At 75.2% G+C, this 22,077-nt stretch carries 21 protein-coding genes; 12 read left to right on the top strand and 9 right to left on the bottom strand.

The window, feature by feature from the left end; genetic code table 11:
* Window positions 1-86 precede the first annotated feature (86 nt).
* From LC193_RS25545 to LC193_RS25530, 4 genes are all read left to right on the top strand, one after another.
* The gene (locus LC193_RS25545; RefSeq protein WP_226077731.1) at window positions 87-902 is read left to right on the top strand and encodes an inositol monophosphatase family protein; all 816 of its coding nucleotides are present in this window, start codon (window positions 87-89) and stop codon (window positions 900-902) included.
* 495 nt (window positions 903-1,397) lie between these two features.
* Window positions 1,398-2,924, top strand: a complete 1,527-nt coding sequence (locus LC193_RS25540) for an MFS transporter (RefSeq protein WP_226077730.1) — start codon at window positions 1,398-1,400, stop codon at window positions 2,922-2,924.
* Between the two features lie 96 nt (window positions 2,925-3,020).
* Window positions 3,021-4,442 (top strand): phytoene desaturase family protein, encoded by a 1,422-nt coding sequence (locus tag LC193_RS25535; protein ID WP_226077729.1) that lies wholly within the window; start codon window positions 3,021-3,023, stop codon window positions 4,440-4,442.
* A 207-nt stretch (window positions 4,443-4,649) separates the two neighbouring features.
* Window positions 4,650-5,786 (top strand): glycerate kinase, encoded by a 1,137-nt coding sequence (locus LC193_RS25530; RefSeq protein ID WP_226077728.1) that lies wholly within the window; start codon window positions 4,650-4,652, stop codon window positions 5,784-5,786.
* Here the strand turns inward: LC193_RS25530 and LC193_RS25525 are convergent.
* The 6 genes from LC193_RS25525 to allB all read right to left on the bottom strand — a co-directional run bounded on the left by LC193_RS25525 (window position 5,684) and on the right by allB (window position 11,445).
* Window positions 5,684-6,079, bottom strand: a complete 396-nt coding sequence (locus LC193_RS25525) for a hypothetical protein (RefSeq protein WP_226077727.1) — start codon at window positions 6,077-6,079, stop codon at window positions 5,684-5,686. The two genes, LC193_RS25530 and LC193_RS25525, sit on opposite strands and share 103 nt — an antisense overlap.
* Before the next feature lie 43 nt (window positions 6,080-6,122).
* Window positions 6,123-6,683: a hypothetical protein gene (locus LC193_RS25520; RefSeq protein ID WP_226077726.1), complete on the bottom strand. Its 561-nt coding sequence runs from the start codon at window positions 6,681-6,683 to the stop codon at window positions 6,123-6,125.
* Complete coding sequence (locus tag LC193_RS25515) at window positions 6,680-7,828, bottom strand: ROK family glucokinase (RefSeq protein WP_226077725.1); 1,149 nt, start codon at window positions 7,826-7,828, stop codon at window positions 6,680-6,682. Before LC193_RS25515 ends, LC193_RS25520 begins: the two co-directional genes overlap by 4 nt.
* A 290-nt stretch (window positions 7,829-8,118) precedes the next feature.
* Complete coding sequence (locus LC193_RS25510; protein ID WP_226077724.1) at window positions 8,119-8,574, bottom strand: ribonuclease domain-containing protein; 456 nt, start codon at window positions 8,572-8,574, stop codon at window positions 8,119-8,121.
* Window positions 8,575-8,749: 175 nt separating this feature from the next.
* Complete coding sequence (alc, locus tag LC193_RS25505; protein ID WP_226077723.1) at window positions 8,750-9,931, bottom strand: allantoicase; 1,182 nt, start codon at window positions 9,929-9,931, stop codon at window positions 8,750-8,752.
* Window positions 9,928-11,445 (bottom strand): allantoinase AllB, encoded by a 1,518-nt coding sequence (allB, locus tag LC193_RS25500; RefSeq protein ID WP_226077722.1) that lies wholly within the window; start codon window positions 11,443-11,445, stop codon window positions 9,928-9,930. Before allB ends, alc begins: the two co-directional genes overlap by 4 nt.
* Window positions 11,446-11,596: 151 nt before the next feature.
* Between allB and LC193_RS25495 the strand changes: the two genes are divergently transcribed.
* The 6 genes from LC193_RS25495 to LC193_RS25470 all read left to right on the top strand — a co-directional run bounded on the left by LC193_RS25495 (window position 11,597) and on the right by LC193_RS25470 (window position 18,274).
* Window positions 11,597-12,388: an IclR family transcriptional regulator gene (locus LC193_RS25495; protein ID WP_226077721.1), complete on the top strand. Its 792-nt coding sequence runs from the start codon at window positions 11,597-11,599 to the stop codon at window positions 12,386-12,388.
* Window positions 12,385-12,981, top strand: a complete 597-nt coding sequence (locus LC193_RS25490; protein ID WP_226078877.1) for a nucleotidyltransferase family protein — start codon at window positions 12,385-12,387, stop codon at window positions 12,979-12,981. Before LC193_RS25495 ends, LC193_RS25490 begins: the two co-directional genes overlap by 4 nt.
* A gap of 44 nt (window positions 12,982-13,025) precedes the next feature.
* Window positions 13,026-14,624, top strand: a complete 1,599-nt coding sequence (gene aceB / locus LC193_RS25485; RefSeq protein ID WP_226077720.1) for a malate synthase A — start codon at window positions 13,026-13,028, stop codon at window positions 14,622-14,624.
* A gap of 243 nt (window positions 14,625-14,867) precedes the next feature.
* Window positions 14,868-16,244 carry an MFS transporter gene (locus tag LC193_RS25480; protein WP_226077719.1) on the top strand — a complete coding sequence of 459 codons (1,377 nt, stop codon included), beginning with the start codon at window positions 14,868-14,870 and terminating at the stop codon, window positions 16,242-16,244.
* A gap of 315 nt (window positions 16,245-16,559) precedes the next feature.
* Window positions 16,560-17,669, top strand: a complete 1,110-nt coding sequence (rsgA, locus tag LC193_RS25475) for a ribosome small subunit-dependent GTPase A (RefSeq protein WP_226077718.1) — start codon at window positions 16,560-16,562, stop codon at window positions 17,667-17,669.
* 95 nt (window positions 17,670-17,764) lie between these two features.
* The gene (locus LC193_RS25470; protein WP_226077717.1) at window positions 17,765-18,274 is read left to right on the top strand and encodes a GNAT family N-acetyltransferase; all 510 of its coding nucleotides are present in this window, start codon (window positions 17,765-17,767) and stop codon (window positions 18,272-18,274) included.
* A 50-nt stretch (window positions 18,275-18,324) separates the two neighbouring features.
* On the opposite strand, the gene LC193_RS25465 is transcribed toward LC193_RS25470, so the two are convergent.
* Complete coding sequence (locus tag LC193_RS25465; RefSeq protein WP_226077716.1) at window positions 18,325-18,795, bottom strand: GNAT family N-acetyltransferase; 471 nt, start codon at window positions 18,793-18,795, stop codon at window positions 18,325-18,327.
* Between the two features lie 11 nt (window positions 18,796-18,806).
* Window positions 18,807-19,700, bottom strand: coding sequence for a tetratricopeptide repeat protein (locus LC193_RS25460; RefSeq protein WP_226077715.1), 894 nt, complete (start codon window positions 19,698-19,700; stop codon window positions 18,807-18,809).
* A gap of 564 nt (window positions 19,701-20,264) precedes the next feature.
* Between LC193_RS25460 and LC193_RS25455 the strand changes: the two genes are divergently transcribed.
* Window positions 20,265-20,543 (top strand): hypothetical protein, encoded by a 279-nt coding sequence (locus LC193_RS25455; protein WP_226077714.1) that lies wholly within the window; start codon window positions 20,265-20,267, stop codon window positions 20,541-20,543.
* Window positions 20,540-20,764, top strand: a complete 225-nt coding sequence (locus LC193_RS25450) for a hypothetical protein (protein ID WP_226077713.1) — start codon at window positions 20,540-20,542, stop codon at window positions 20,762-20,764. Before LC193_RS25455 ends, LC193_RS25450 begins: the two co-directional genes overlap by 4 nt.
* A gap of 22 nt (window positions 20,765-20,786) precedes the next feature.
* Here LC193_RS25450 and LC193_RS25445 read toward each other — a convergent pair whose 3' ends face one another.
* Entirely contained in the window at window positions 20,787-22,046 is a 1,260-nt protein-coding gene (locus tag LC193_RS25445) for a sulfite oxidase (RefSeq protein WP_226077712.1), read from the bottom strand.
* Between the last annotated feature and the right edge of the window lie 31 nt (window positions 22,047-22,077).

The raw sequence follows: 22,077 nt of genomic DNA, 5'->3' as shown, positions 1-22,077 counted from the left end.
GGTGGGGACCGAGCGGGCCCGCCCCCCGAAGGGCGCGCCGCGGCGTTCGTGCTTCGATGGAGAGGTGAGGAACAGGTGAGGAAGACGTGATCGAAGAACAGCTGGCCCGGCAGGTCGAGGAGGCCGTGCGTTCGGCCGCCGCCGCCGAGATCATGCCGCGCTGGCGGAAGCTGGCGGAGCACGAGGTGTCCGTGAAGGCCGGGCCGCACGACCTGGTGACCGACGCCGACCGGAACGCGGAGCGGATGCTGGCGGCCGAGCTGTGCGCGCTGCTGCCCGGTTCCGTTCTGGTGGGCGAGGAGAGCGTGCACGCGGACCCGGCCGGCTACGCGCTGCTGGCGGGGGACGCGCCGGTGTGGGTGGTCGACCCCGTCGACGGCACGCGCCAGTTCGTCCGGGGGGAGACCGGGTTCTGCACGCTGGTCGCGCTGGCGCACCGGGGCGAGGTGCTCGCCTCCTGGACGTTCGCGCCCGCGCTCGACCTGCTGGCGTTCGCCCGGCGCGGTGCCGGCGCGTGGCTCAACGGCCGGCGGCTCGCGGCCGGTTCACCCGAGCCCGGCCGGCCGCTCGACGTGGCCCACTCCCACCCCGACTACACCTCGGCGCGCCAGAAGCAGTCCCTGACCGGGCTGCGCGTGCCGGGCGTGGCGCCGCGGCCGTGCGGCGCGGCGGGCCTGGAGTACCTGGGGATCGCCCGTGGTGACGTGGACGCGCTCGCGTTCACGTGGGAACTCGCGTGGGACCACGCCGCCGGGATGCTCCTGGTGGCGGAGGCGGGCGGGGCGGTCGCCACGCTGACGGGCGAACCGTTTCGCCTCGCGGGAGGCAACGCCCTGCCGTTCACGGCGGCACGCGACGCGGCCACGGCGGAGCGCGTGCGCGCGCTGCTCGCCGGCGCCTGACCCGGCCGCGCGGCGCCGGGGCGGGGCGCTCGCGCGGCGCGTTCGGACGCCCGGCGATGACTCGCGCGTAATTTCTCCGTGGACACAGGGATGAAACGCTTGCCCTCGCGCTCCGTCCTGCTCGGCACCGCCACCGCGTCAACGGTGAGCAATCGGCCACTCGCCACGCGTGCCCGCCGCGCCATGTCGCCCGCCCCGGCCGAACGCCCGTGGTACCGGCCCTGCCTGACGGGCAGCCGCGCGGTCGCCGCGGAACCTTCGGCCCCGACTACGGCCGCACGTGGACGGTCGGCAGTCACGACTTCTACGGATGGCCGCCCGGCGTCCCGGCGGACGGGGTCATCGGCCTGCTCGGGCCACTGGTGGAACGGCCGGGCGAGGCGCGTTCCGGCGTTGTACCGTGTGAGCTCACCGGCCTTCGATCTGATCGGCCGGGTCCGCGACCGGCTCGCGCGAGGGTGAGGACAGTCGTTGACACACTCCCGGGCGACTGCCGTGCACAGCGGCAGGCGCTGGCTGATCCTGGCCACGGTCGCGGCCTGCTTCCTGCCCGTGACCGCCGACGCCACCATCCTCAACGTCGCCGTCCCCTCGCTCACCGACACCCTCGACGCCTCGGCCCGCGACGTGCTGTGGATCGCCGACGTCTACCCCCTGGTCATGGTGGGCCTCGTCCTGGTCACCGGCCCGCTCGGTGACCGGATCGGCCACCGCCGCCTGCTCCTGATCGGCCTGGCCGTCTTCGGCTCGGCCTCGGGCCTGTCGGCACTCGCGCAGAGCCCGGAGGCGCTGATCGCCGGCCGCGCCGCGCTCGCGGTGGGCGCCTCGGCGATCATCCCCTCGACCCTCGCGGTCATCCGGCAGGTGTTCACCGACCCGAAGGAACTCGGCATCGCGATCGGCGTGTGGAGCGCCGTCGCGGCCGGTGGCGCGGCCGTCGGCCCCGTGGTGGGCGGCCTGCTGCTCGAACACTACTGGTGGGGCTCGGTGTTCGTGGTGAACGTGCCGGTGGTCGCGGTCCTGCTGGCCGCCGTCGCCGTGCTGATGCCCCGGCACACCGCGCGCACCAGGACGCCGTGGGAACCGCTCTCGCCGCTGCTCGCCGTCGTGGGCGTGGTCGGCGTGGTCTACGGCGTCAAGGCGTTCACCCACGACGGCTTCGCGCTGAACGCCGTGCTGCCCACCGCGGTGGGGCTGTGCGCCGTCGCGCTGTTCGTCCGGCGGCAACTGCGTCTGACGCACCCGATGCTCGACCTCGCGCCGTTCGGCCAACCCCGGTTCCGCACCGGCGTGATGGCCGCGACGCTGCCCGTCCTGGTGCTGGTGGGCTTCGAGTTGCAACTGGCGCAGCACCTCCAGTTCGCGCTGGACATGTCCCCGCGCGAGGCGGGGCTGTTCCTGCTGCCGCTTCCGGTGGCCGCGTTCGCGGCCGGGCCCGCGGCCGGGTTCCTGTCGGCCAGGCACGGCCTGGCCACCATCATCCCCGCGGGGCTCGGCCTGGCCGCGCTCGGCTACGTCGGCATCGCCGTCACGGCCGGCGACGGGGAGCCGTCGTTCGCGATGGCCTGCTGCCTGGTCGCGGTGGGCGCGGGGCACGGCGCGGTGCAGACGGTGGCCTCCGAGGCCATCATGACCGGCGCCCCGGCCGACCAGGCGGGGGGTGCGGCGGCCGTCGAATCCGTGTCCTACGAGGTGGGCGCGGGGTTCGGCATCGCGCTGATCGGCAGCCTGACCGTGCTGCTCTACGGCCGCGCGTTCGACGTTCCGGGGCAGGACGTGCCGGAGGACGCGACGGATTCCATCGGCGAGGCGATGTCGGCCGCCGACGACCTCGCAGGCGCGGCGGGCGACGCCGTGGCCGAGGCGGCGCGGCAGGCGTTCACCGACGCCTACCAGGTGGCGGCCGTGGTGTGTGCCGTGGTGGTGGCGGTGGTCGCCGTCACCGTCGCCGTGGCCTGGCGGCGCGCCCCCGCGCCGGCCGCCCCGGCCGACGTGCGGGCGGACGACCCGGCTCGCCGGTGAGGGGCCGTCACCCGGCGCCCGGCCGGGTGGCGGCGCGGTCGCGGCCGGGCGCGCGGCGTATCCTCGGGGGCCTGGTCGCCGGTGAGGGGAGTTGACGTGCCGTCGTTGCGCGACGTGGTCGTGGTGGGTGCCGGGCCGAACGGGCTGACCGCGGCCGTGGAACTGGCCCGCCGCGGCATGTCCGTCGAACTGTTCGAGGCCAAGGACACGGTGGGCGGTGGCGCGCGGACCGAGGAGCTGACGCTGCCGGGCTTCCACCACGATCCGTGCGCGGCGGCGCACCCGACCGGCATCGGCTCCCCCGCGTTCCGCGCGATGCCGCTGGAACGCTACGGCCTCGAATGGCTGCACGCCGAGCTGCCGCTCGCGCACCCCTTCCTCGACGGAACGGCCGCGGTGCTGGCCCGTTCGGTCGGCGAGTCGGCCGCGTCGTTCGGTCCGCGCGACGCCGGAACGTACCGGCGGCTCATGGCGCCCTACCTGGGCAAGTGGGAGACGCTGGCGGCCGACTTCCTCAAGGTGCCGTGGGACGGGCTGCCGAAGGACCCGGTGACGCTGGCGCGCTTCGGGCTGGTCGGCCTTCCGCCGGCGTCGCTGCTGACGCGCAGGTTCCGCGACGACCGGGCCCGCGCGCTGATCTCGGGACTGGCCGCGCACGTCATGGCCCCCCTGTCCACGCCGGCCACGGGCGCCATCGCGCTGGTGTTCGCGCTCGCCGCGCACGAGGTGGGCTGGCCGCTGGCACGCGGCGGCTCGCAGCGCATCGCGGACGCGCTCGCGGCGTACCTGCGCGACCTCGGCGGCGCGATCCACACGGGCGTCGAGGTGAAGCGGCTCGACGAACTCCCGCCCGCCCGGGCCTACGTCTTCGACACCTCGCCGACGGCGCTGGCGCGCATCGCGGGGCTCGGCAGGGCCTACGAGGGCTTCCGGTACGGCGCGGGCGCGTTCAAGATCGACTACGCGCTCGACGGCCCCGTGCCGTGGACGGCGCCCGAGGCGCGGCGCGCCGGTTCGGTGCACCTGGGGTCGAGCAGCGCGGAGATCGGCACGGCGCTGCGCGCGGCCTCCGTCGAGGGGCGGGCCCCCGAGACGCCGTTCCTCGTCACGACGCAGCCGACGCTGGTCGACCCGGGCCGCGCGCCGGAGGGCAAGCACGTGTACTGGGCGTACGGGCACGTGCCGAACGGCTTCGACGGCGACCTCACCGACGCGGTGGAGCGGCAGATCGAGCGGTTCGCGCCCGGGTTCCGCGACCTGGTGCTCGCGCGCGCCGTCGCCGGCCCGCCGGAACTGGCGCGGCGCAACGCGAACTACGTGGGCGGCGACATCGGCTGCGGCGCGTTCACCGGACTCCAGACGCTGCTGCGCCCGCGCCCGGCGTACAACCCGTACGGCACCGCCCACCCGGCGGTGTTCCTGTGCTCGTCGGCGGCGTGGCCGGGGCCCGGTGTGCACGGCATGTCGGGGCACAACGCGGCCAAGGCGGTATGGCGGCGGCTGCGCGCGAACCGTTGAACCGTTGAACCGTTGAACCGTTGAAATGCAGTCGGTCACCGCCGGTGTGAACGTCCCGGTGCGAGCGGTCCGGTGCGAGCGAATCCGTGCGACCCGCCCGGTGCGTGACCGGCCCGGTGTGATCGATCCGGCGGGCGGCAGCCATGGTCGCGGGCCCGCCCGGCGGATAAGGTCGCTGCGAGCCGAGTGATCACAAAAGGGCGGAACATGACGGACACCGGGCGCGTGCTCATCGCTGCTGACAAGTTCAAGGGCTCGTTGACGGCCGTCGAGGTCGCCGAGCACGTGGCGGCGGGCATCCGTGCCGCCCGCCCGGAGGCGCGCGTGGCCGCGCTGCCGGTCGCCGACGGCGGGGACGGCACGGTGGACGCGGCGGTGGCCGGCGGCTTCTCGCCGGTCGAGACCGAGGTGACGGGGCCGCTCGGACCGCCGGTGCTCGCGTCGTTCGCGCTGCGCGGCGAGGTGGCGGTCCTGGAGATGGCGCAGGCGTCGGGGCTGCGGCTGCTGCCGCCCCACACGTTCGCGCCGATGACCGCGACCACGTACGGCACCGGCGAGTTGATCCTGGCGGCGCTCGACGCCGGGGCGCGCACGGTGGTGCTCGGGGTCGGGGGCTCCGCGACGACCGACGGCGGGGCCGGGATGCTGACCGCGCTGGGCGCCCGGTTCCTCGACCCGGACGGCGATCCGGTGGCGCCCGGCGGCGGGCCGCTGCGCGAGGTGGCGACGGCCGATCTGTCGGGGCTCGACCCGCGGCTGAAGGACACCGAGTTCGTGCTGGCGGGCGACGTGGACAACCCGCTGACGGGACCGCTGGGCGCCGCCGCCGTCTACGGGCCGCAGAAGGGCGCCGACCCGGTGGAGGTCGAGGCGCTCGACGCGGCGCTCGCCCACTTCGTGCGCGTGCTCGGGAACGCCCTGGGCCCGCGCGCCGCGCAGTGCGCCGAGGCGCCGGGCGCGGGCGCGGCGGGCGGCATCGGGTTCGGCGCGCTGCTCGCCCTCGACGCGGTGTTCCGGCCGGGGATCGAGGTGCTGCTCGACGTGCTCGGGTTCGCCTCGGCCCTTGAGGGCACCGGCCTGGTCGTGACCGGCGAGGGCTCGCTCGACGAGCAGACCCTGCACGGCAAGGCGCCGGCCGGCGTGGCCGCCGCCGCGCGGGCGGCGGGAGCGCGCACGGTCGCGGTGTGCGGGCGGCTGGCCATCGACGACGCGGCGCTGCGCGGCGCGGGCATCGAGAAGGCCTACCCGCTGACGGCGGTCGAGCCGGATGTGACGGCGTGCATCGAGAACGCGGGCGTTCTGCTGGAGCGGGTGGCCAGGCAGCTGGCCGAGGAGCAGCTGTGACGGAGCGGCAGGGCCGGCGCCCCGACCGGCGCCCGCACCCGTGTTCGGCCGGTCGAGGCGGAGGGCGGACGCAGGCGCTCCCGAACGGCGACGTCGGACCGGGCGGCAGCGCTGACGGCCACGGCCGCCAGGCTCGGGGCGCGGTCGCCCGGCGTTCGTGCGGACAGCGCGCGGGCCTCCTCGATCGCCTCGGCCGACGGGCCGATCGCGTCGACGTCGAGCGCCCTGCCGCGCGGTCGCGGCAGGTGGCGCAGGAGCGGCCGGTGGTAGTGGTCGTCGTGGTCGAACGGCATGGCCGGGCTCCCTCACCGGGGCGGCCCGCGTCCGGCCGCGCGCTCAGAACTCGCTGGTGGAGAGCACGTAGACTCGCGGACGCTCCTCGCGCGTCAGATCGACCGCGACGGCCACCTCCGGCTCGTCGGGCGACTGCTTGACGACCGTGCCCGCGAACTCCCGCGACGGGTCGTCGAAACGCCAGCCGATCACGTCCGCGGCCTCCTGGCCGATGGGCACGCTGCCCGCCCGAAGACCGGACATGTCGGTGCCGAGTTCTTCGAGGAACGCGGCCAGTTGGCGCGGCGAGCAGCGGAACTCGACGTACAGCCTGCTGCGCTCCCACGCGTTGGTCTCGTAGTGCCCGACGTACGCCGAGCCGCCGGGGATGGGCACGTCGTAGATCCTGCGCTGCACCTTGCTCGGCCACTCGAAGACCAGCGCGCGGCCCGACGCGGCGCGGGCCTTGTCCTCGCCGCTGCTGCGGCTCTGGTGCGCGGACAGCACGAGGTAGCCGGCCGGGATGGCGATCAGCAGCACGACGACGATCGCGACGAGCCAGCGGTGCTTCGGGCGGTGCGGCGGGCGGTGGGGCGCGGCCGGCGATGGGGTCGTGAGCGTCATGGTCCGGCCTCCCGGCTCCGCGGCGGCAGGCGGAGTTCGAACGTGGTGCGGTGGGCGCGCTCCGCGCGGCGCCGGTTGGCCCGGCGGAAGCGGCGCGCGACCAGGCGGGCGAGGTCGGCGGCGCCGACCATGCCGGCGTCGGTGCCGAGCCGCGCCCGGACGATCTCGGCCTCCGGGCGGTAGCCCCGGCCGGTCAGGTGCCGCCGGAACGCCTCCCTGGCCGGGCCGATCAGCAGCTCGTCGGCCTCGCTGACGCCGCCGCCGATGACGAAGCGGGCCGGGTCGAGGGCGGCGGCCAGGTTGGCGATCCCGATGCCGAGCCAGCGGCCCATGTCCTCAAGCAGCTCCACGCACATCGCGTCGCCCGACCTGGCCAGTTCGGTGATCAGCGGCCCGGTGATGTCGCGGGTCCTGCCGCCGACGCGGTCCAGGAGGTGGTGGGCGACGGGCGAGTCGGCCACGGCCAGCTCCCTGGCCTCGCGGACGAGCGCGTTGCCCGAGCTGTACTGCTCCCAGCAGCCGCGGTTGCCGCAGGGGCAGCGGTGGCCGCCCGGCACGACCTGCATGTGGCCGAACTCGCCGGCCACACCGTAGGCGCCGCGCTTGACCCGGCCGCCCTCCAGTATCGCGCCGCCGATCCCGGTACCGAGCGTGATCATGACGAGGTGGTCGGCGCCCCGGCCGGCCCCGAAGCGCCACTCGCCCCAGGCCGCGGTGTTGGCGTCGTTGTCCACCATGATCGGCACGACGAGGCGGGCGGCGAGCGCGTCGCGCAGCGGTTCGTTGCGCCAGGCCAGGTGCGGGGCGAACAGCACGCGGGACCGGTCGGCGTCCACCCAGCCGGCGGCGCCGATGCCGACGGCGTGCACGTCGTGCCGGTCGGAGAGGTCGAGCACGAGTTCCGCGATGGTGTCCTCGACGACCTTGGGGCTCTTGGACTTGTCGGGGGTCTCGGTGCGCACGCGCTCAAGCACCGTGCCGTCGGCGTCCACGACGCCCGCCATCACCTTGGTGCCGCCGATGTCGATGCCGACGGTGGGCACCCGGGGAGCGGACAGGTGGGAGCGGCGCTCGCGCGTGGCGATGGCGCGCAACACCGTCGCCCGCGCCGTCTGGCGGTGCGCCCGGTCACGGTTGGTACTCATCGGCTCCGATTGTGCCCTACCCTCCGGGTCCGTGAGCGGGCGGGAGACCGCCGGGCGATCTCTCGCCCGCGTCCGGGCCGACCAGGCAGGCCGGGGACGCCCGGCAGGCGAGGCGGGCCAGGCAGGCCGGGAGCCGCGCGGCGAGGAGCACACCGGGTGCGCGGCCACGACGACCGCGGGGGCCGTGCGGCGCCGCGATGATCCGTGCCCGGCGGGCCGTTCGGCGGGAACGGGCGCCGGGGCCGTGTGCAGGCGGCCCCGGCGCCGCGGTGGGGGGACGCGGTCGGTGGTCAGCAGGCGTAGTCGATGAGGTCGAACGACGCGTAGTGGTCGGAGGTGTAGTAGTCCTCCTCGTGGGAGTCGCCCGTGACGATGCGCCGGGCGCCCCTGTGGTCGAGGCCCGGGGTCTCGACGGTGTACTCGTGGTAGTAGCCGGTGGGCCGGTCAGGGAGCAGGCCCTCGCGGTTGTGGAACGTGCCGCCGTCCTGGGGGTGGGGGAACGGGCCGCCCTGCTCGATCAGTTCGAGCGTGTCGTACGCCTGGGCGGGCAGGTCGCTGTGGCAGATGTCGCCGTAGGCGAGGGGCGCCACAGCGGTCGAGGAGGTGGGGGTGGGGCTCGGGTCCGTGAACGCGGGGGACGCGGCGGCCGTGGTCGGACCGCCGATGAGGAGGCCGGCCAGCAGTGCGCCGAGGGCGCCGGTGCGGAGGGTCCCGCGGGCGCTCCTGGAAAGGTGGTTCATGCCCATGCCAACAGCATGACGCGCGTAGCGTCGGGTGCGTCAACCGTGCCGACCGGTTGTTTTCCGGGCGTTCACGCCCTCCGCCCGCCGCTCACACCATCCCCCCGGCACGCGCGCTCGGCGTGCGCGGCTGCCCGAGCCCGCGCACGCCGAGCGGGCGTGCTCGCCCGCCCCGCGCGGATCAGCCGGTCAGCCGCCGGTGCCGCTCGGCCAGGTGCCTGGCGCCCTCGGGGGTGAGCGAGCCGAACAGCCGCAGGCGCCCGAGGCCGCCGTCCGGGTAGACGTCGAGCCGGGCGTGCGTGGCGGGCGGGGCCGGCTCGGGCAGGACGAAGCGGTGCACCGTGTCGGGGCGCAGCGCGGTGCGCGGCAGCACCTCGTGCCAGCCCTCGCCGCCGTTCCCGTGCCCGGCCGCGCCGGTCTCCGTGCCGTCCGGGCCGGCCGTTTCCCCGGGGCTTGCGTCCGCGCCGGGCCCCGCACCGCCGACCGGGAGGACCGAGAGGGAGGCCCAGCCGGGGGCGTTGCCCTTGTAGCTCCCCGTGTCGATCTCCACGGCCCTGATCACGGCCGGGCCCGCGAGGCGGTAGCGCAGCCAGTCGTGCCCGTCGTCGCGGCGCCGCCTGGTCTCCCAGCCCTCCGCCATGCTGCGCGGCCGGCCGGGGTGGATCGTGTGGCCTGGCGGCGAGTAGAAGCGGTCGCTCGCGTCCTCGACCGCGCCGCCGTTCTCCAGCGCCAGCAGGTCGAACGTGCCGAGCGCGGCGAGCCAGGCCGGGTCGGGCACGGGGTCGCCGTGCGCGCGCAGCCGCGCGACCCCGCCGTCGGGGTACTGGAGGAGCCGCAGGTGCGTGAACCGGCGCGGCACGGACACCGGGAAGGCGTTGGCCGCGTGCCCGCCGACCTCGGTGACGGGCACCAGTTCGGTCCAGGCGGCATCGTCCTCGGGGGTCGCGGTGCCGTGCACGGCGATCGCGCGCGGGTGGTTGCCCCGGAAGTGGGCGGTGTCGACGACGACGCCGCGGATCACGCCGGGCACGCCGAGGCGGATCACGGCCCAGTCGTGCTCGTGGCCGGCCGGGTGCGGCCGGTCCGCCGAGGGGCCGCGCCTGCGGCGGGTCTCCCAGCCGTCCATGATCTTGCCCTTGTGCCCGAACGCGGCCGGGTCGAACACCGGCCGGCCCGGGAGCAGCAGGTTCTCCCGCTCCGCGAAGAACTCGTCGCTCGCCGCCAGGACCGAGCCGCCGAGCCGCCGGTCGGCCAGGTCGGGCAGGTGGAGGAACGGCACGGCCCCCGGCTCTGGGGCACGGTAGTCGGCGTACGGGTCGCCGCCGTGGTAGGGCGGCGCGGCGCCGGTGAAGTGGGTGGTCATGGCGTTCCCCTTCCGGTGTCCCGCCGCGCGGCCGGTGCCGCGGGCGCGCCCCCCGCGCCCCCTCGGTTCCCTGGGTTCCCTGTGTCCCCCGCATCCTCGCGAGCCCCACCGGCCCCACCGGCCTCGCCTGCCCCACCGCGGTCCGCGATCCGCGCCTGCGGCACGTCGGTCGCGGTGCCGGGCCGGACGACGAGGCGGCCCGCGCGCTCGGTGACGTTCCCGTGCTCCGCGATCAGCAGGCCGCGCAGCCAGGTGGCGCGCACCACGCCGCGCAGGGTGCGGCCGGCGTAGGCGGTGACGGGGTTGCGGTGGTGCAGGGCGGCCGGGTCGACGGTGAACTCGGCCTCCGGGTCGAGCACGGCGATGTCGGCGTCCCGGCCGGGGGCGATGGCGCCCTTGCCCGGCAGGCCGGCGAGCCGGGCGGGCCCTGCGGCCGTCCAGCGGGCCACGTCGGCCAGGTCGTGGCCGCGGGCGCGGGCCGCCGTCCACAGCACGGGGAGGCCGAGCTGGAGGGAGGAGATGCCGCCCCAGGCGGCCTGGAAGTCGGGCACCTTGAGGTCCGCGGTGCAGGGCGAGTGGTCGGAGACCACGGCGTCCAGGGTGCCGGCGGCCAGCGCGCGCCACAGCGCGTCCTGGTTGGCGGCCTCCCTGATCGGCGGGCAGCACTTGAACTCCGTTGCCCCGTCCGGCACTTCCTCGGCGGTCAGGGTGAGGAAGTGCGGGCAGGTCTCGGCCGTGACCCGCACGCCCTCGGCCCTGGCCCCGGCGATGAGCGGCAGGGCGGCGGCCGAGGAGAGGTGCAGGATGTGCACGCGGGTCCCGAGGCGGCGGGCCAGGGCGAGCAGCAGGGCGATGGCCTCGGTCTCCGCGGCGTCGGGACGGGAGGCCAGGAAGTCGGCGTACCTGTCGCTGCCCGCGGGCGGCGCCGCCTCGGCCAGCCGGCCCGGGTCCTCGGCGTGCACGATGAGCAGCGCGCCCAGGCGCGCGGTCTCGGCCATGGCGGCTTCGAGCCCTGCCGGGGTCAGTTCGGGGAACTCCTCGACCCCCGAGGGCGACAGGAAGCACTTGAAGCCGAAGACCCCGGCCTCGTGCAGCCCGCGCAGGTCGGCGGTGTTGCCGGGCACCGCGCCGCCCCAGAAGCCGACGTCGGTGTGGACGGTGTCCCGCGCGACCGCGCGTTTGACCGCCAGGTGGGCGGCGGTGGTGGTGGGCGGGACGCTGTTGAGCGGCATGTCGACCAGGGTGGTGACGCCGCCGGCGGCGGCGGCGCGGGTGGCGGTGGCGAAGCCCTCCCACTCCGTGCGCCCCGGGTCGTTGACGTGCACGTGGGTGTCGACGAGTCCGGGCAGCAGCGCCGCGTCTCCGTAGTCGACCAGGCGGGCGCCGGCGGGCGGCGGTGAGCCGTGCGGCAGCACGGCGGCGATCCGCTCGCCCGAGACGGCGATGTCGGCGGGGCGCTGTCCCTGGGGCGTGATCACGCGGGTCGAGCGCAGGACGAGGGTGGTGGTGGTCAACGGGCCATCCCTCCGGCCGGGTGCCTCCCCCCGCACACCGCGGCCTTCAACGTTTCGTTGAAATGGTCGGGTTCGATCCTCGGGCGACGGGCGCGGGACGTCAAGGGGCGGCCCGGTAGGCTGCCTTCTGACCGCCCGAAAGGAACGCGACGTGCCACCGTCCGACGTGCGCAAGACCGCAGCCAACGGCGGCGGGGTCCAGTCGTTGGAGCGCGCCTTCGCCCTGCTTGAGCACATGGCCGACGCGGGAGGCGAGACGGGGCTGAGCGAGCTCGCGGCCAGCAGCGGACTGCCGTTGCCGACGATCCACCGGCTGATGCGGACCCTGGTCGCCTGCGGGTACGTGCGCCAGCAGGCCAACCGCCGCTACGCGCTCGGGCCCCGCCTGATCCGGCTCGGGGAGAGCGCGGCGCGACCGCTGGCCACGTGGGCGAGGCCGCACCTGGCCCGCCTGGTCGAGGCCACGGGCGAGACCGCGAACATGGCCCTGCTCGACGGCGACGACGTGGTGTACGTGGCGCAGGTGCCGTCGCGGCACTCGATGCGCATGTTCACCGAGGTCGGCCGGCGGGTGCTGCCGCACTCGACCGCCGTGGGCAAGGCGCTGCTCGCCGGCCTGCCGGACGCGGAGGTGCGCGCGCTGCTGCGCCGCACCGGGATGCCGGCGGCGACGGAACGCACCATCACCACGCCCGAGGCGTTCCTCGACGCGCTGCGGAGCGTGCGGGAGAACGGGTTCGCGCTGGACGACAACGAGCAGGAGATAGGCGTCCGGTGCATCGCCGTCGCGATGCCGGACGCGCCGACGGCGGCGGCCATCTCGGTGTCGGGGCCGGCCGGGCGGGTCACCGACGAGGCGACGGAGAAGATGGCGCCGCTGCTGCGCGAAGTCGCCGCCGACCTCTCGCTCGCGCTGGCGGGGAACGCCGGGGAGGACGCATAAGCGCCCCGGCGGGCCGCCCCGTCGCCGGGCTGCTGCTCGCCGCGGGCGGCGGCCGTCGCCTGGGCGGGCGGCCGAAGGCGCTGCTGACGCTCCGGGGCCGGCTGTTCGTCGACGCGGCGGCCGAGGCGCTGCGCGCCGCGGGCTGCGCGCCGGTGCACGTCGTGCTCGGCGCCGGCGCGGCCGAGGTGCGGGCCAGGGCGCGTCTGACGGGCTGCGAGGTAGTGGAGAACGCCGACTGGGAGTCGGGCATGGGCTCGTCGCTGCGGGCCGGGCTCGCCGCGCTGCCCGGCACCGCGGGCGCGGCCCTGGTAGCCCTGGTGGACCAGCCGCGCGTCGGGGCGGCGGCGATGCGCAGGGTCGCGGCGGCGTTCACGGGGCCGGACGTGCTGGCCGCGGCGGCCTACGGCGGGGAGCGGGGGCACCCGGTGCTGATCGGTTCCGCGCACTTCGGCGGCGTTCGGGCCGCGGCGCGGGGTGACGCGGGCGCACGCGGGTACCTGCGGGGGCGGGAGGTCACGCTGGTCGAGTGCGGGGACGTCGGGGCGCCTGATGATGTCGACGAGCCGGGCGATCTCATTGATCTTCCATCATGAGGAAACTAATATCCGTTTCCAACCTCGTTGAAGGAGTGACGCCCATGTCAGCCGTCACCGTCTCCGCCCCCGCCACCCTGCCCCGGCAGGAGGAGATCCTCACCGGCGAAGCACTCGACTTCCTGGCCGAGCTGCACCGGCGGTTCACCCCGCGCCGGGACGCGCTGCTGCTCGACCGGGCGCGGCGCCGCCGTGAGATCGCCACGTCGCACACGCTCGACTTCCTGCCCGGGACGGCCGGCATCCGCGAGGGCGACTGGCAGGTGGCCCCGGCACCGCCCGCGCTCCAGGACCGCCGGGTGGAGATCACCGGCCCGACCGACCGCAAGATGACGGTCAACGCCCTGAACTCCGGCGCCCGGGTCTGGCTCGCCGACTTCGAGGACGCCACCTCCCCGACCTGGGCCAACGTCATCGGCGGCCAGCTGAACCTGCGCGACGCCTTCCGCCGCGCCATCGACTTCACCGACGAGCGCGGCAAGCGGTACGCGCTGAAGCCCGACACCGAACTGGCGACCGTGGTGACCCGCCCGCGCGGCTGGCACCTGGACGAGCGGCACCTGAGCGTCGAGGGCCGCAGCATCCCCGGCGCCCTGGTGGACTTCGGCCTGTACTTCTTCCACAACGCGCAGCGGCTGATCGAGCTGGGCAAGGGCCCGTACTTCTACCTGCCCAAGCTGGAGTCGCACCAGGAGGCCCGGCTGTGGAACGACGTGTTCGTCTTCGCCCAGGACGCCCTCGGCGTCCCGCAGGGCACCGTGCGCGCCACGGTGCTGATCGAGACGATCACGGCCGCGTTCGAGATGGAGGAGATCCTCTACGAGCTGCGCGACCACGCCTCGGGGCTCAACGCGGGCCGCTGGGACTACCTGTTCTCCATCGTCAAGAACTTCCGCGACGCGGGCAGCGCGTTCGTCCTGCCCGACCGGAACGCGGTGACGATGACGGCGCCGTTCATGCGCGCCTACACCGAACTGCTCGTCCGCACCTGCCACCGGCGCGGCGCCCACGCCATCGGCGGGATGGCGGCGTTCATCCCGTCCAAGGACGCCGACGTGAACGCCCTGGCCTTCCAGCGCGTGCGGGCCGACAAGGACCGGGAGGCGGGCGACGGGTTCGACGGCTCGTGGGTGGCGCACCCGGGGCTCGTGCCGGTGGCCATGGAGTCCTTCGACGCCGTGCTCGGCGACCGGCCGCACCAGAAGGACCGGCTGCGCGAGGACGTGAAGGTCACCGCGGACGACCTGCTGGCGATCGACTCGCTCGACGCGCGGCCGACGTGCGAGGGGCTGCGGAACGCCGTGCAGGTCGGCACCCGCTACCTCCAGTCCTGGCTGGCGGGCCGGGGCGCGGTCGCGGTGTTCAACCTCATGGAGGACGTGGCGACCGCCGAGATCTCCCGCTCGCAGATCTGGCAGTGGATCAACGCCGGGGTGGTGCTCGCCGACACCGGCGAGGCGGCGACGCGCGAGAACGTCCGCAAGGTCGCCGCCGACCAACTGCTCGCGATCCGCGACGAGGTGGGCGAGGACGCGTTCGTCTCGGGCGGCTGGCAGCGGGCGTTCGACCTGCTGATGCGGCTGTCGCTCGAAGAGGAGTACGTCGACTTCCTCACCCTGCCCGCGTACGACCTGCTCGACTGAGCCTCCGCCCCCCTGCCGCCTCCGCCCCCCTGCCGCCGCCGGGGCCCGGCGGCGGCAGGGGGGCGCGGCGGGCCGCGTTAGGATGCCCGCATGGGTATCGCTGTCACGAAGTAACTCCAGGTGTGCCGCCCCACGGCCGCAGCCGCCCCGGCCCCCGCCGGCGCGGCCTGTTCGCCGTGCCGGCACGGAAGCGTCCTCACGACCCCGCGGTCGTGGCATTCCGCTACCTGGAGACCCCACTTCGTGAACACCCTTCCCCGGGCGCGAGCCGGCTCACCCGCCGACCGCCGGATGCCGGCCCTCGCGTTCCTCTCCCTCCTCCAGTTCCTCATCGCGCTCGACGTCACCGTCGTCAACGTGGCGCTGCCGTCCATCGGCGCGCAGTTCGACGCCCCGACGGCCTCCCTGTCCTGGGTCGTCACCGGCTACACCCTGGTCGGCGGCGGACTGCTGCTGCTCGGCGGCCGGATCACCGACCTCCTCGGCCGACGCAGGATGTTCCTGCTCGGCGCCGCCGTGTTCGCGCTCGCCTCGCTCACCGCCGGGCTCGCGCCCAACCTGCCGACGCTCGTCGCCGCCCGCTTCGCCCAGGGGGCCGGTGAGGCGCTGGCGTCGCCCGCGGCGATGTCGCTGATCGCGCTCCTCTTCCCCGGGCCCGCGGAACGCGCCAAGGCGCTCGGCATCTGGGGCGCCATCTCCTCCGGCGGGCTCGTGGCCGGGGTGCTGCTGTCCGGCGTCATCACCGAACTGCTGCACTGGCGCTGGATCTTCGGCATCAACGTCCCGCTCGTCGCCCTGGTGCTCCTGGCCACCCCGCGCCTGCTGCCCGCCGACGGGCGGCGCGAGCGGGCCGGGCGCCTCGACCTGCCGGGCGCGGCGCTGCTGACGGCGGGCCCGCTCGCCCTCGTCTACGGGGTGGTGGAGTCCTCGCCCGCCGTCGTGGTGGCGGGCGTGCTCCTGCTCGCCGCCTTCGTGGCCGTTGAGGCGCGCACGCGGAACCCGCTCGTTCCGCTCGCGTTCTTCCGCCACCGCGTCCGCGCCGTGGCCAACGCCGTGACGGTGCTGCTGAGCGCGGCGCTCTCCACCTCGTTCTTCCTCCTCACGCTGTACATGCAGGACATGCTCGGGATGGGTCCGCTCCAGGCGGGGCTCGCGTTCCTGCCGTTCTGCGCGGCCCTGTTCCTCGCCATCTCGCAGGTGTCGCGGCTCATCGGCGCCCTCGGCCCGAAGTACACCGCGCTGGTGGGCCTGGCGTGCACCGCCGCCGGCCTCGCCTGGCTGGCGCGCCTGCCGGACGAGGGCACGTACGTCGTCGACGTGCTGCCGGGCATGGCGGGCATCGCGGCCGGCATGGGCATCGGCCTGATCGCCCTCCAGAACGCCGCGCTGCACGGCGTCACCGAGGACGACGCGGGAACGGCGGCGGGCGTCCAGCGCTCGGTCGACCAGCTGGGCGGCGCCCTGGGACTCGCGGTGCTGGTGGGCGTGGCCGCCGGCGCCGGCGGCGTCGACGGCTTCCGCACCGCCTTCCTCTCCGCGCTGGTCGGCGTGGGGGTGGCGGCGGCGGGCCTGCTGCTCGCGGCGCCGGGCAGAACCGAGCACACCGAGGTCAAAGCCTGAGGCCGCGGCGCCCTGGCGCGTCCCGGCCGGGACGCGCCAGGGCGCGCGCCGGGGAACGGCCGCGCCGGAAAAACCCGTTCGCCCCGGCGGGCGGAGGTGCTAGCGTGGACGGCGCAGGGACAACCAGGTCGACTGCGTGAGCGAACGGGGAGGTGAGTCGATGACTGCCGTCAAGGCCGCTGCCATGCGCAGGGCCCGCCGGACCATCCTCACGTCCCGGGCTCCGGTCTGACCCGATCCTCATCCCCGCGAGCCCGCACAGCTCACGGGGTGGAGTGCCGCGATCACCGGGGCCCTCGTTCAAAGGTTCCCACGTTGTCTCCGTCTTCCTCTTCATCTCCCTCTTCCCGAACCCCGTCGTACTCCCTCGCGGACTACGGCTGGGACGAGGCGCGCGAGCGCGCCTTCGCACCCCACCGCGCCGCCGGGCTGCTCCCGGCCCGGATCGTGCGGGCGGAACGCGGCCTGTGCGAGGCCGTCACCGACACCGGCGCCGTCCGGGCGGCGGTCCCCGGCGGCGCCGCCGACCGGGCCGACCCGCGGGCGGCGCCCTGCACGGGCGACTGGGTCGCCCTGCGCCCGGCCGGCGCGGAGCCGATGCCGACGCTGCACGCGGTGCTGGAACGGCGCACCGCCCTGGTGCGCTCCAGCGCCTCCCGTTCCTCGCACGGCCAGGTCCTGGCCGCGAACGTCGACACCGTCGCGGTCACCGTGTCGCTGGCCGCGCCGCTCAAGCACGCGCGCACGGAACGCATGCTCGCGCTCGCGTGGGAGAGCGGCGCGCGGCCGGTCGTGGTGCTCACCAAGGCCGACGCGTGCGACGACCCCGAACGGGCCGCGGCCGAGGTGGCCGAGGTGGCGCCCGGCGCGGACGTGCTGGTCACCAGCGCCGTGACCGGGCAGGGCGTGGACACGCTCACCTCCGCGCTGACCGGCACGGTCGTGCTGCTCGGCCCTTCGGGGGCGGGCAAGTCCACGCTCGGCAACCAGCTGCTGGGCGAGGAGCTGCTGGCGACCGGCGCCGTTCGCGAGACGGACGGCAGGGGCCGGCACACCACCGCGTGGCGGGAACTGCTCCCGCTGCCCGGCGGCGGCGTCCTGCTGGACGCGCCGGGCCTGCGCGCGATCGGTCTGCACGACGCCGCGGACGGCCTTGAGCGGACCTTCGCCGACGTCGAACGCCTCGCGGAGCACTGCCGGTTCGCCGACTGCGCGCACAGCAGCGAACCGGGCTGCGCGGTCCTGGCCGCCGTCGAATCGGGCGAGCTGCCCGGGCGCCGCCTGGACAGCTACCGCAAGCTGCTGCGGGAGAACGCCCACGCGGCCTCGCGCACCGACGCGCGGCTGCGGTCGAGCCGCGAGGCCGCGAACAAGAGGATCACGCGGCAGCTGCGCGCCACCTACCGGTTCCGGGAGCGCCAGTGATACGCCGGGACAGCACGCCCGCGCACGGCGGGCACCGCCTCCGCCCCCACGGCCCCACCTCCCCCTCCACCCCCACCATCGAGAACGGAAGCACCGTGACCACCTGGACCACCCGTCCCGAGACCCCCGAGGACGCCGCCGCCATCAGGGACGTCCTGCTCGCCGCGTTCCCCACGCCGCAGGAGGCGGGCATCGTCGACGCGCTGCGTGCCGATCCCGAGGCGTGGATCGACGGTCTCTCGCTGGTCGCCACCGCGCCGGACGGCGCGGTGGTGGGGCAGGCGCTGCTCACCCGCTGCCACGTCGACGGCGGGCCCGCCCTCGCGCTCGCGCCCTGCGCGGTGCTCCCCGCCGTCCAGCGCTCCGGCGCCGGCTCCGCGGCCGTCCGCGCCGCCCTCGACGCGGCCGGGGCCAGGGGCGAGAACCTGGTGCTCGTCCTCGGACACCCCGCGTACTACCCGAGGTTCGGCTTCACCCCGGCCTCCGGCTTCGGCATCCGGGCGCCCTTCGAGGTACCGGACGAGGCCATGATGGCCCTGGCCCTCGACGAGAGCCGCCCGGTGCCCGCCGGCACCATCCGGTACCCGGCGGCGTTCGGCGTCTGAGCACCCCGGCGGTGTCCCGGGGGCCTCGGTCCCCGGGGCGCCGCCCCGGCTCAGCGCAGCGGCAGCGTCATCACGTCGTACAACGGCGCGTCGGGGAACGGCACTTGCTCGCCGGTGCGCGCGTACCCCCAGCTCTCGTACAGCGCCCGCAGGCGCGGCCGTTCCCGGCGCACCAGCAGTTGGGCGACCCGTTCCTCCCGGCGGCGCGTCAACGCGTCGTGCATCACGCGGGAGATCCCGCGACCGCGCCAGGGGGCGCGGAGCATGTTCTCGCAGAGCTTGAACGTGGTGCCGTCCCCGTCGGCGAAACCGTAGGTGAAGCCCGCGACATCGGTCCCGGTCGCGGCCACGACGCAGGCCCAGCCGGGAGCCGAGGTGTGCGCCGCGAGCCGTTCCTCGAACCGTTCCAGCGAGAAGAACGGGTCGCGGGCGATGTCGTCCGCATACACCTCGGAGTACACCTCGACGATGGTGCCGCGCACCTGCGGCAGCTGCTCACGGGTGTAGTGGGTCGTCGTCACCTCGGCCGGGGTCACCCCGCCCGCACCGCCTCGTAGCGTGCGGAGAAGTCCTCGGCGCCCCGCACGCCCCGGTCGAGCAGGTCGGTGCGGAGCTGCCGCAACCGGTCCTCCACGCGCGGACTGCGGACGCCGGGCAGCACGTCGAGGGCTTGGTGCCCCACCGCGAGCGCCTCCTCGAACTCCCCCGCACCGGCGAGGCAACGCGCCAGGCGGACGTGGGCGGAGAACGTGTTGCGCCGCAGGGGGGTTTCCCGGATGACCGCGAGGGAGTGCCTGGCCGCCTTCACCGCGGCCGGGTACTGGCCGAGATCCGCCTGGCAGAGCGCGGTGGCGGCAGAGACCTCTCCGGCGTTGAAGAAGCTCAGCCAGTGCGCGGAATCCTCCTGCACACCCTGGTCGTAGGCCCGTTCGGCGCGCAGCAGGGACCGGGCGCACGGCCCGCGGTCGCCCTGCGCGGCGTGCCCGTCGGCCACCCGGGTATGGAGCAGGGCGGACAGCTTCCCCTCCCGCCTGCCCCGCGTCGCGTCCAGCGCGACGCGGGCGATGGCGATTCCCTCGTTGCCGTGCCCCAACGCGGTCGCCTGGTCGGACATCGACGACCAGATCCGCGTCTGGAGATTTCTGTCGTCCGCCAGGAGTGCGTAGCGCAGCGCGGCGTCCCACCAGCCCCGCGCCTGCCGCTGCCGCCCGGCGTCATAGCTGAGCCATCCCGCGGAACTGGCCACCTCGCCGAGGGCCTGGTACAGACCGGTCCGCGTTCGGTCCCCGAAGGTGCAGGAACGCACCGCCGACTCGATGTGCTCCACATAGCGAGCGGCGACATCGGCGAGGTCCGCGCCGCCATGGCGGTCGTCCAGCTGTTGCAGCCGGACGGCCACCGCGCGGACCCGCCCCACGTCCGTCATGCCCAGCCTCCCGGCATCGGGGAGGGAGGGAAGCGTGAGAAGGCCACCGGTCAGCCCAACGACGAAGTGACGACGAAGCACGGGCGGTTCCTGACGTCGGCTCGGCCCCTGAGCGGGGACCTGCTCTGAATCTCGCCCCCCGTCGGCCTGCCGAAACCCCAGATCGAGAGCCGACCGTCCGAACAGCGCCTCCAGGGCCCGCCGACTGTGCTCCCGAGGCCAGGCCACCTCACCGGACAGCCAGCGGCGGACCACACGCGCGGACGTACTGCCGGGCTTGCCGAGGAGTCGTTCGACCTCGTCGTTGACTTTCTCCGCCAGGCCCTCATGCGTGTAGCCAGCCTCCGCCATCACGTGGTGGAGTGTGCGATTGGGCTGAGTACGTGCCATCGGCTCCCTCTGCTCTGTCGCGAGCAGAGTATCGACGGTGATGCGCCGATCACCCGGTGTCACGGGAAATGTCCTGCTGCTGTGAAGTAGCCCGGCGGGCCACTGTCCTTTCGAGCGCGCCGACGGGACCGGCACCTTGGCAGCGTCTTGTTCAACCGCCAGGGAGGCTCTGCGATGGCTCCTGAACTGCCGCCGGTGGTGGGGTCGTTGGTCGACTGCCCGCACTGCCCTTACATGTACGTCGAGGGTGACCATCACGTCTGTCCGCCCGGGAGCGGGCCCGACCCGCTGGCCGGGGTGGACGTCGAGCGCGACCTGTCGCCCCGGCAGCGCGCCGGTGACGCCTGTGTCCTGTGCCGATGCGGGCTGCGGCGCCGCCCGGCCCGCCTGCTGGCCACCGTGCGCGGCTACCGGCTGCTGGCCTGCGCCCCGGCGTGCGAGGAGCGGTCGTGAAGGGCGTCCTGGTGTCCGTGGAGATCGACGCGACCACGGTGGCCGTCGGGGATCAGGTCATGATCGGGGGCCAGGGTTTCACCGTCCACGACATGGCCGCCGCCGGCTCGGGGCGCAAACGTCTCCTCTTCACCACCGGCGAGACGTTCACGATGCAGCGCACCACCGTGCTGTGGGCCGCCCGGCGCGTCGACCCCCGGGTGGGGAGCAGACGCCGCTGACCGGCCCGTTCGGCGGGTGCGGTCAGGCCGTCACCGTCACCGGGTGCCTGACCACCGCCGCGAACAGGTAGCCCTGCTCGTTGAACTCGGTGCGCTCCGGCTGGGTGGTGCCCTCCTCGTCCGTGGCGCGGGCCAGCAGTTCGGCCGGGCCCGCCGCGCGGGGCGTCCAGTCGGCGGACCAGCGCACCCACGAGTCGCGGCGCGGCCGGTCGTGGAGGCGGGCGGGCCGCCAGCGCGCGCCGCCGTCCGTGCTGACCTCCACTCGGCTCACCCGGCCGGCCCCCGACCAGGAACGCCCGGTCAGCCGGTGGGTGCGGCCGGCCGCGAACACCGCGCCCCGGTCGAGTTCGAACGCGCTCTTGACGGTCTGCCGGGTCAGCGGCGCGCTGCCCCCGTCGGGATGGGCGGGTCCGAACAGGCGGTAGAGGTCGGTGTTCCACGGCGAGTACAGCGGCTCGGCCGAGACCTCGATGTCGCCGACCCACTTGATCGACGCGATGCCGACCCAGGACGGCACGAGGACCCGCACCGGGTGGCCGTGGTCGGGCGGCAGCGGCTCGCCGTTCATCTCGTGCACCAGCAGCACGTCATCGAGTGCCTTCGCGAGCGGCAGCGGGCGGCGCACGCGCCCCAGGTTCACGCCGCCCGAGGAGAACTCGGCGTCGAGGCCGCGCGGTTGGACGTCGACCGCGCCACGCGCCAGGCCCGCCCGCCGCAGCACCTCGGCCAGCCGGACGCCGCGCCAGCGGGCCACGCCGATGGCGCCGAGCGTCCAGGCGGTGCCGGAGACCGTTTGGCCCTGCTGGGTGGTGAAGTTGCTGCGGCCGTTGCCCGCGCACTCCACGAACGCCTCGTGTTCCGTGGCCGGCATGCGGCGCAGGTCGTCGAGCCCGAACGTGCGCGGGCCGCCGCGCAGTCCGCTGCCCCAGACCGTCAGCCGCCAGGTCGCGGCGTCGATGGCCGGGGTGGCCGTGTGGTTGCGGACGAAGAACAGGTCGTTCGGGGTGAGCCTGCCGGTGCCGCGCAGCGCGGGGAAACGGGTCTCCGCGTTGGTGCCGCGCACCGTGAACCTGTCCTCGGGCAGCGCCTTGACGATGCCGCTCGCGGCCGTGGGGGCGGCGGCGCGCGCCGTGGGCGCGCCGAGCCCGGTGAGCGCGGTGAGGGCGCCCGCGCCGGCGAGCAGCCGGAGCAGGTCGCGCCGGTCAATGCCGTCGGCGCGGGCGGTGCCCGCGAGCCACTGGCGCAGCCGGCGGCGGTCGTAGGCTGTCTCGTCCATGGTCATGGGCCGATCCTGCAACCGCGGGCGGGGGCAA

The organism is Streptomyces marincola, assembly GCF_020410765.1.
GTDB classification, from domain to species: Bacteria; Actinomycetota; Actinomycetes; order Streptomycetales; family Streptomycetaceae; genus Streptomyces; species Streptomyces marincola.
Note: the sequence above shows the minus strand (reverse complement) of the source record. Positions and strands in the feature narration are given on the sequence as shown.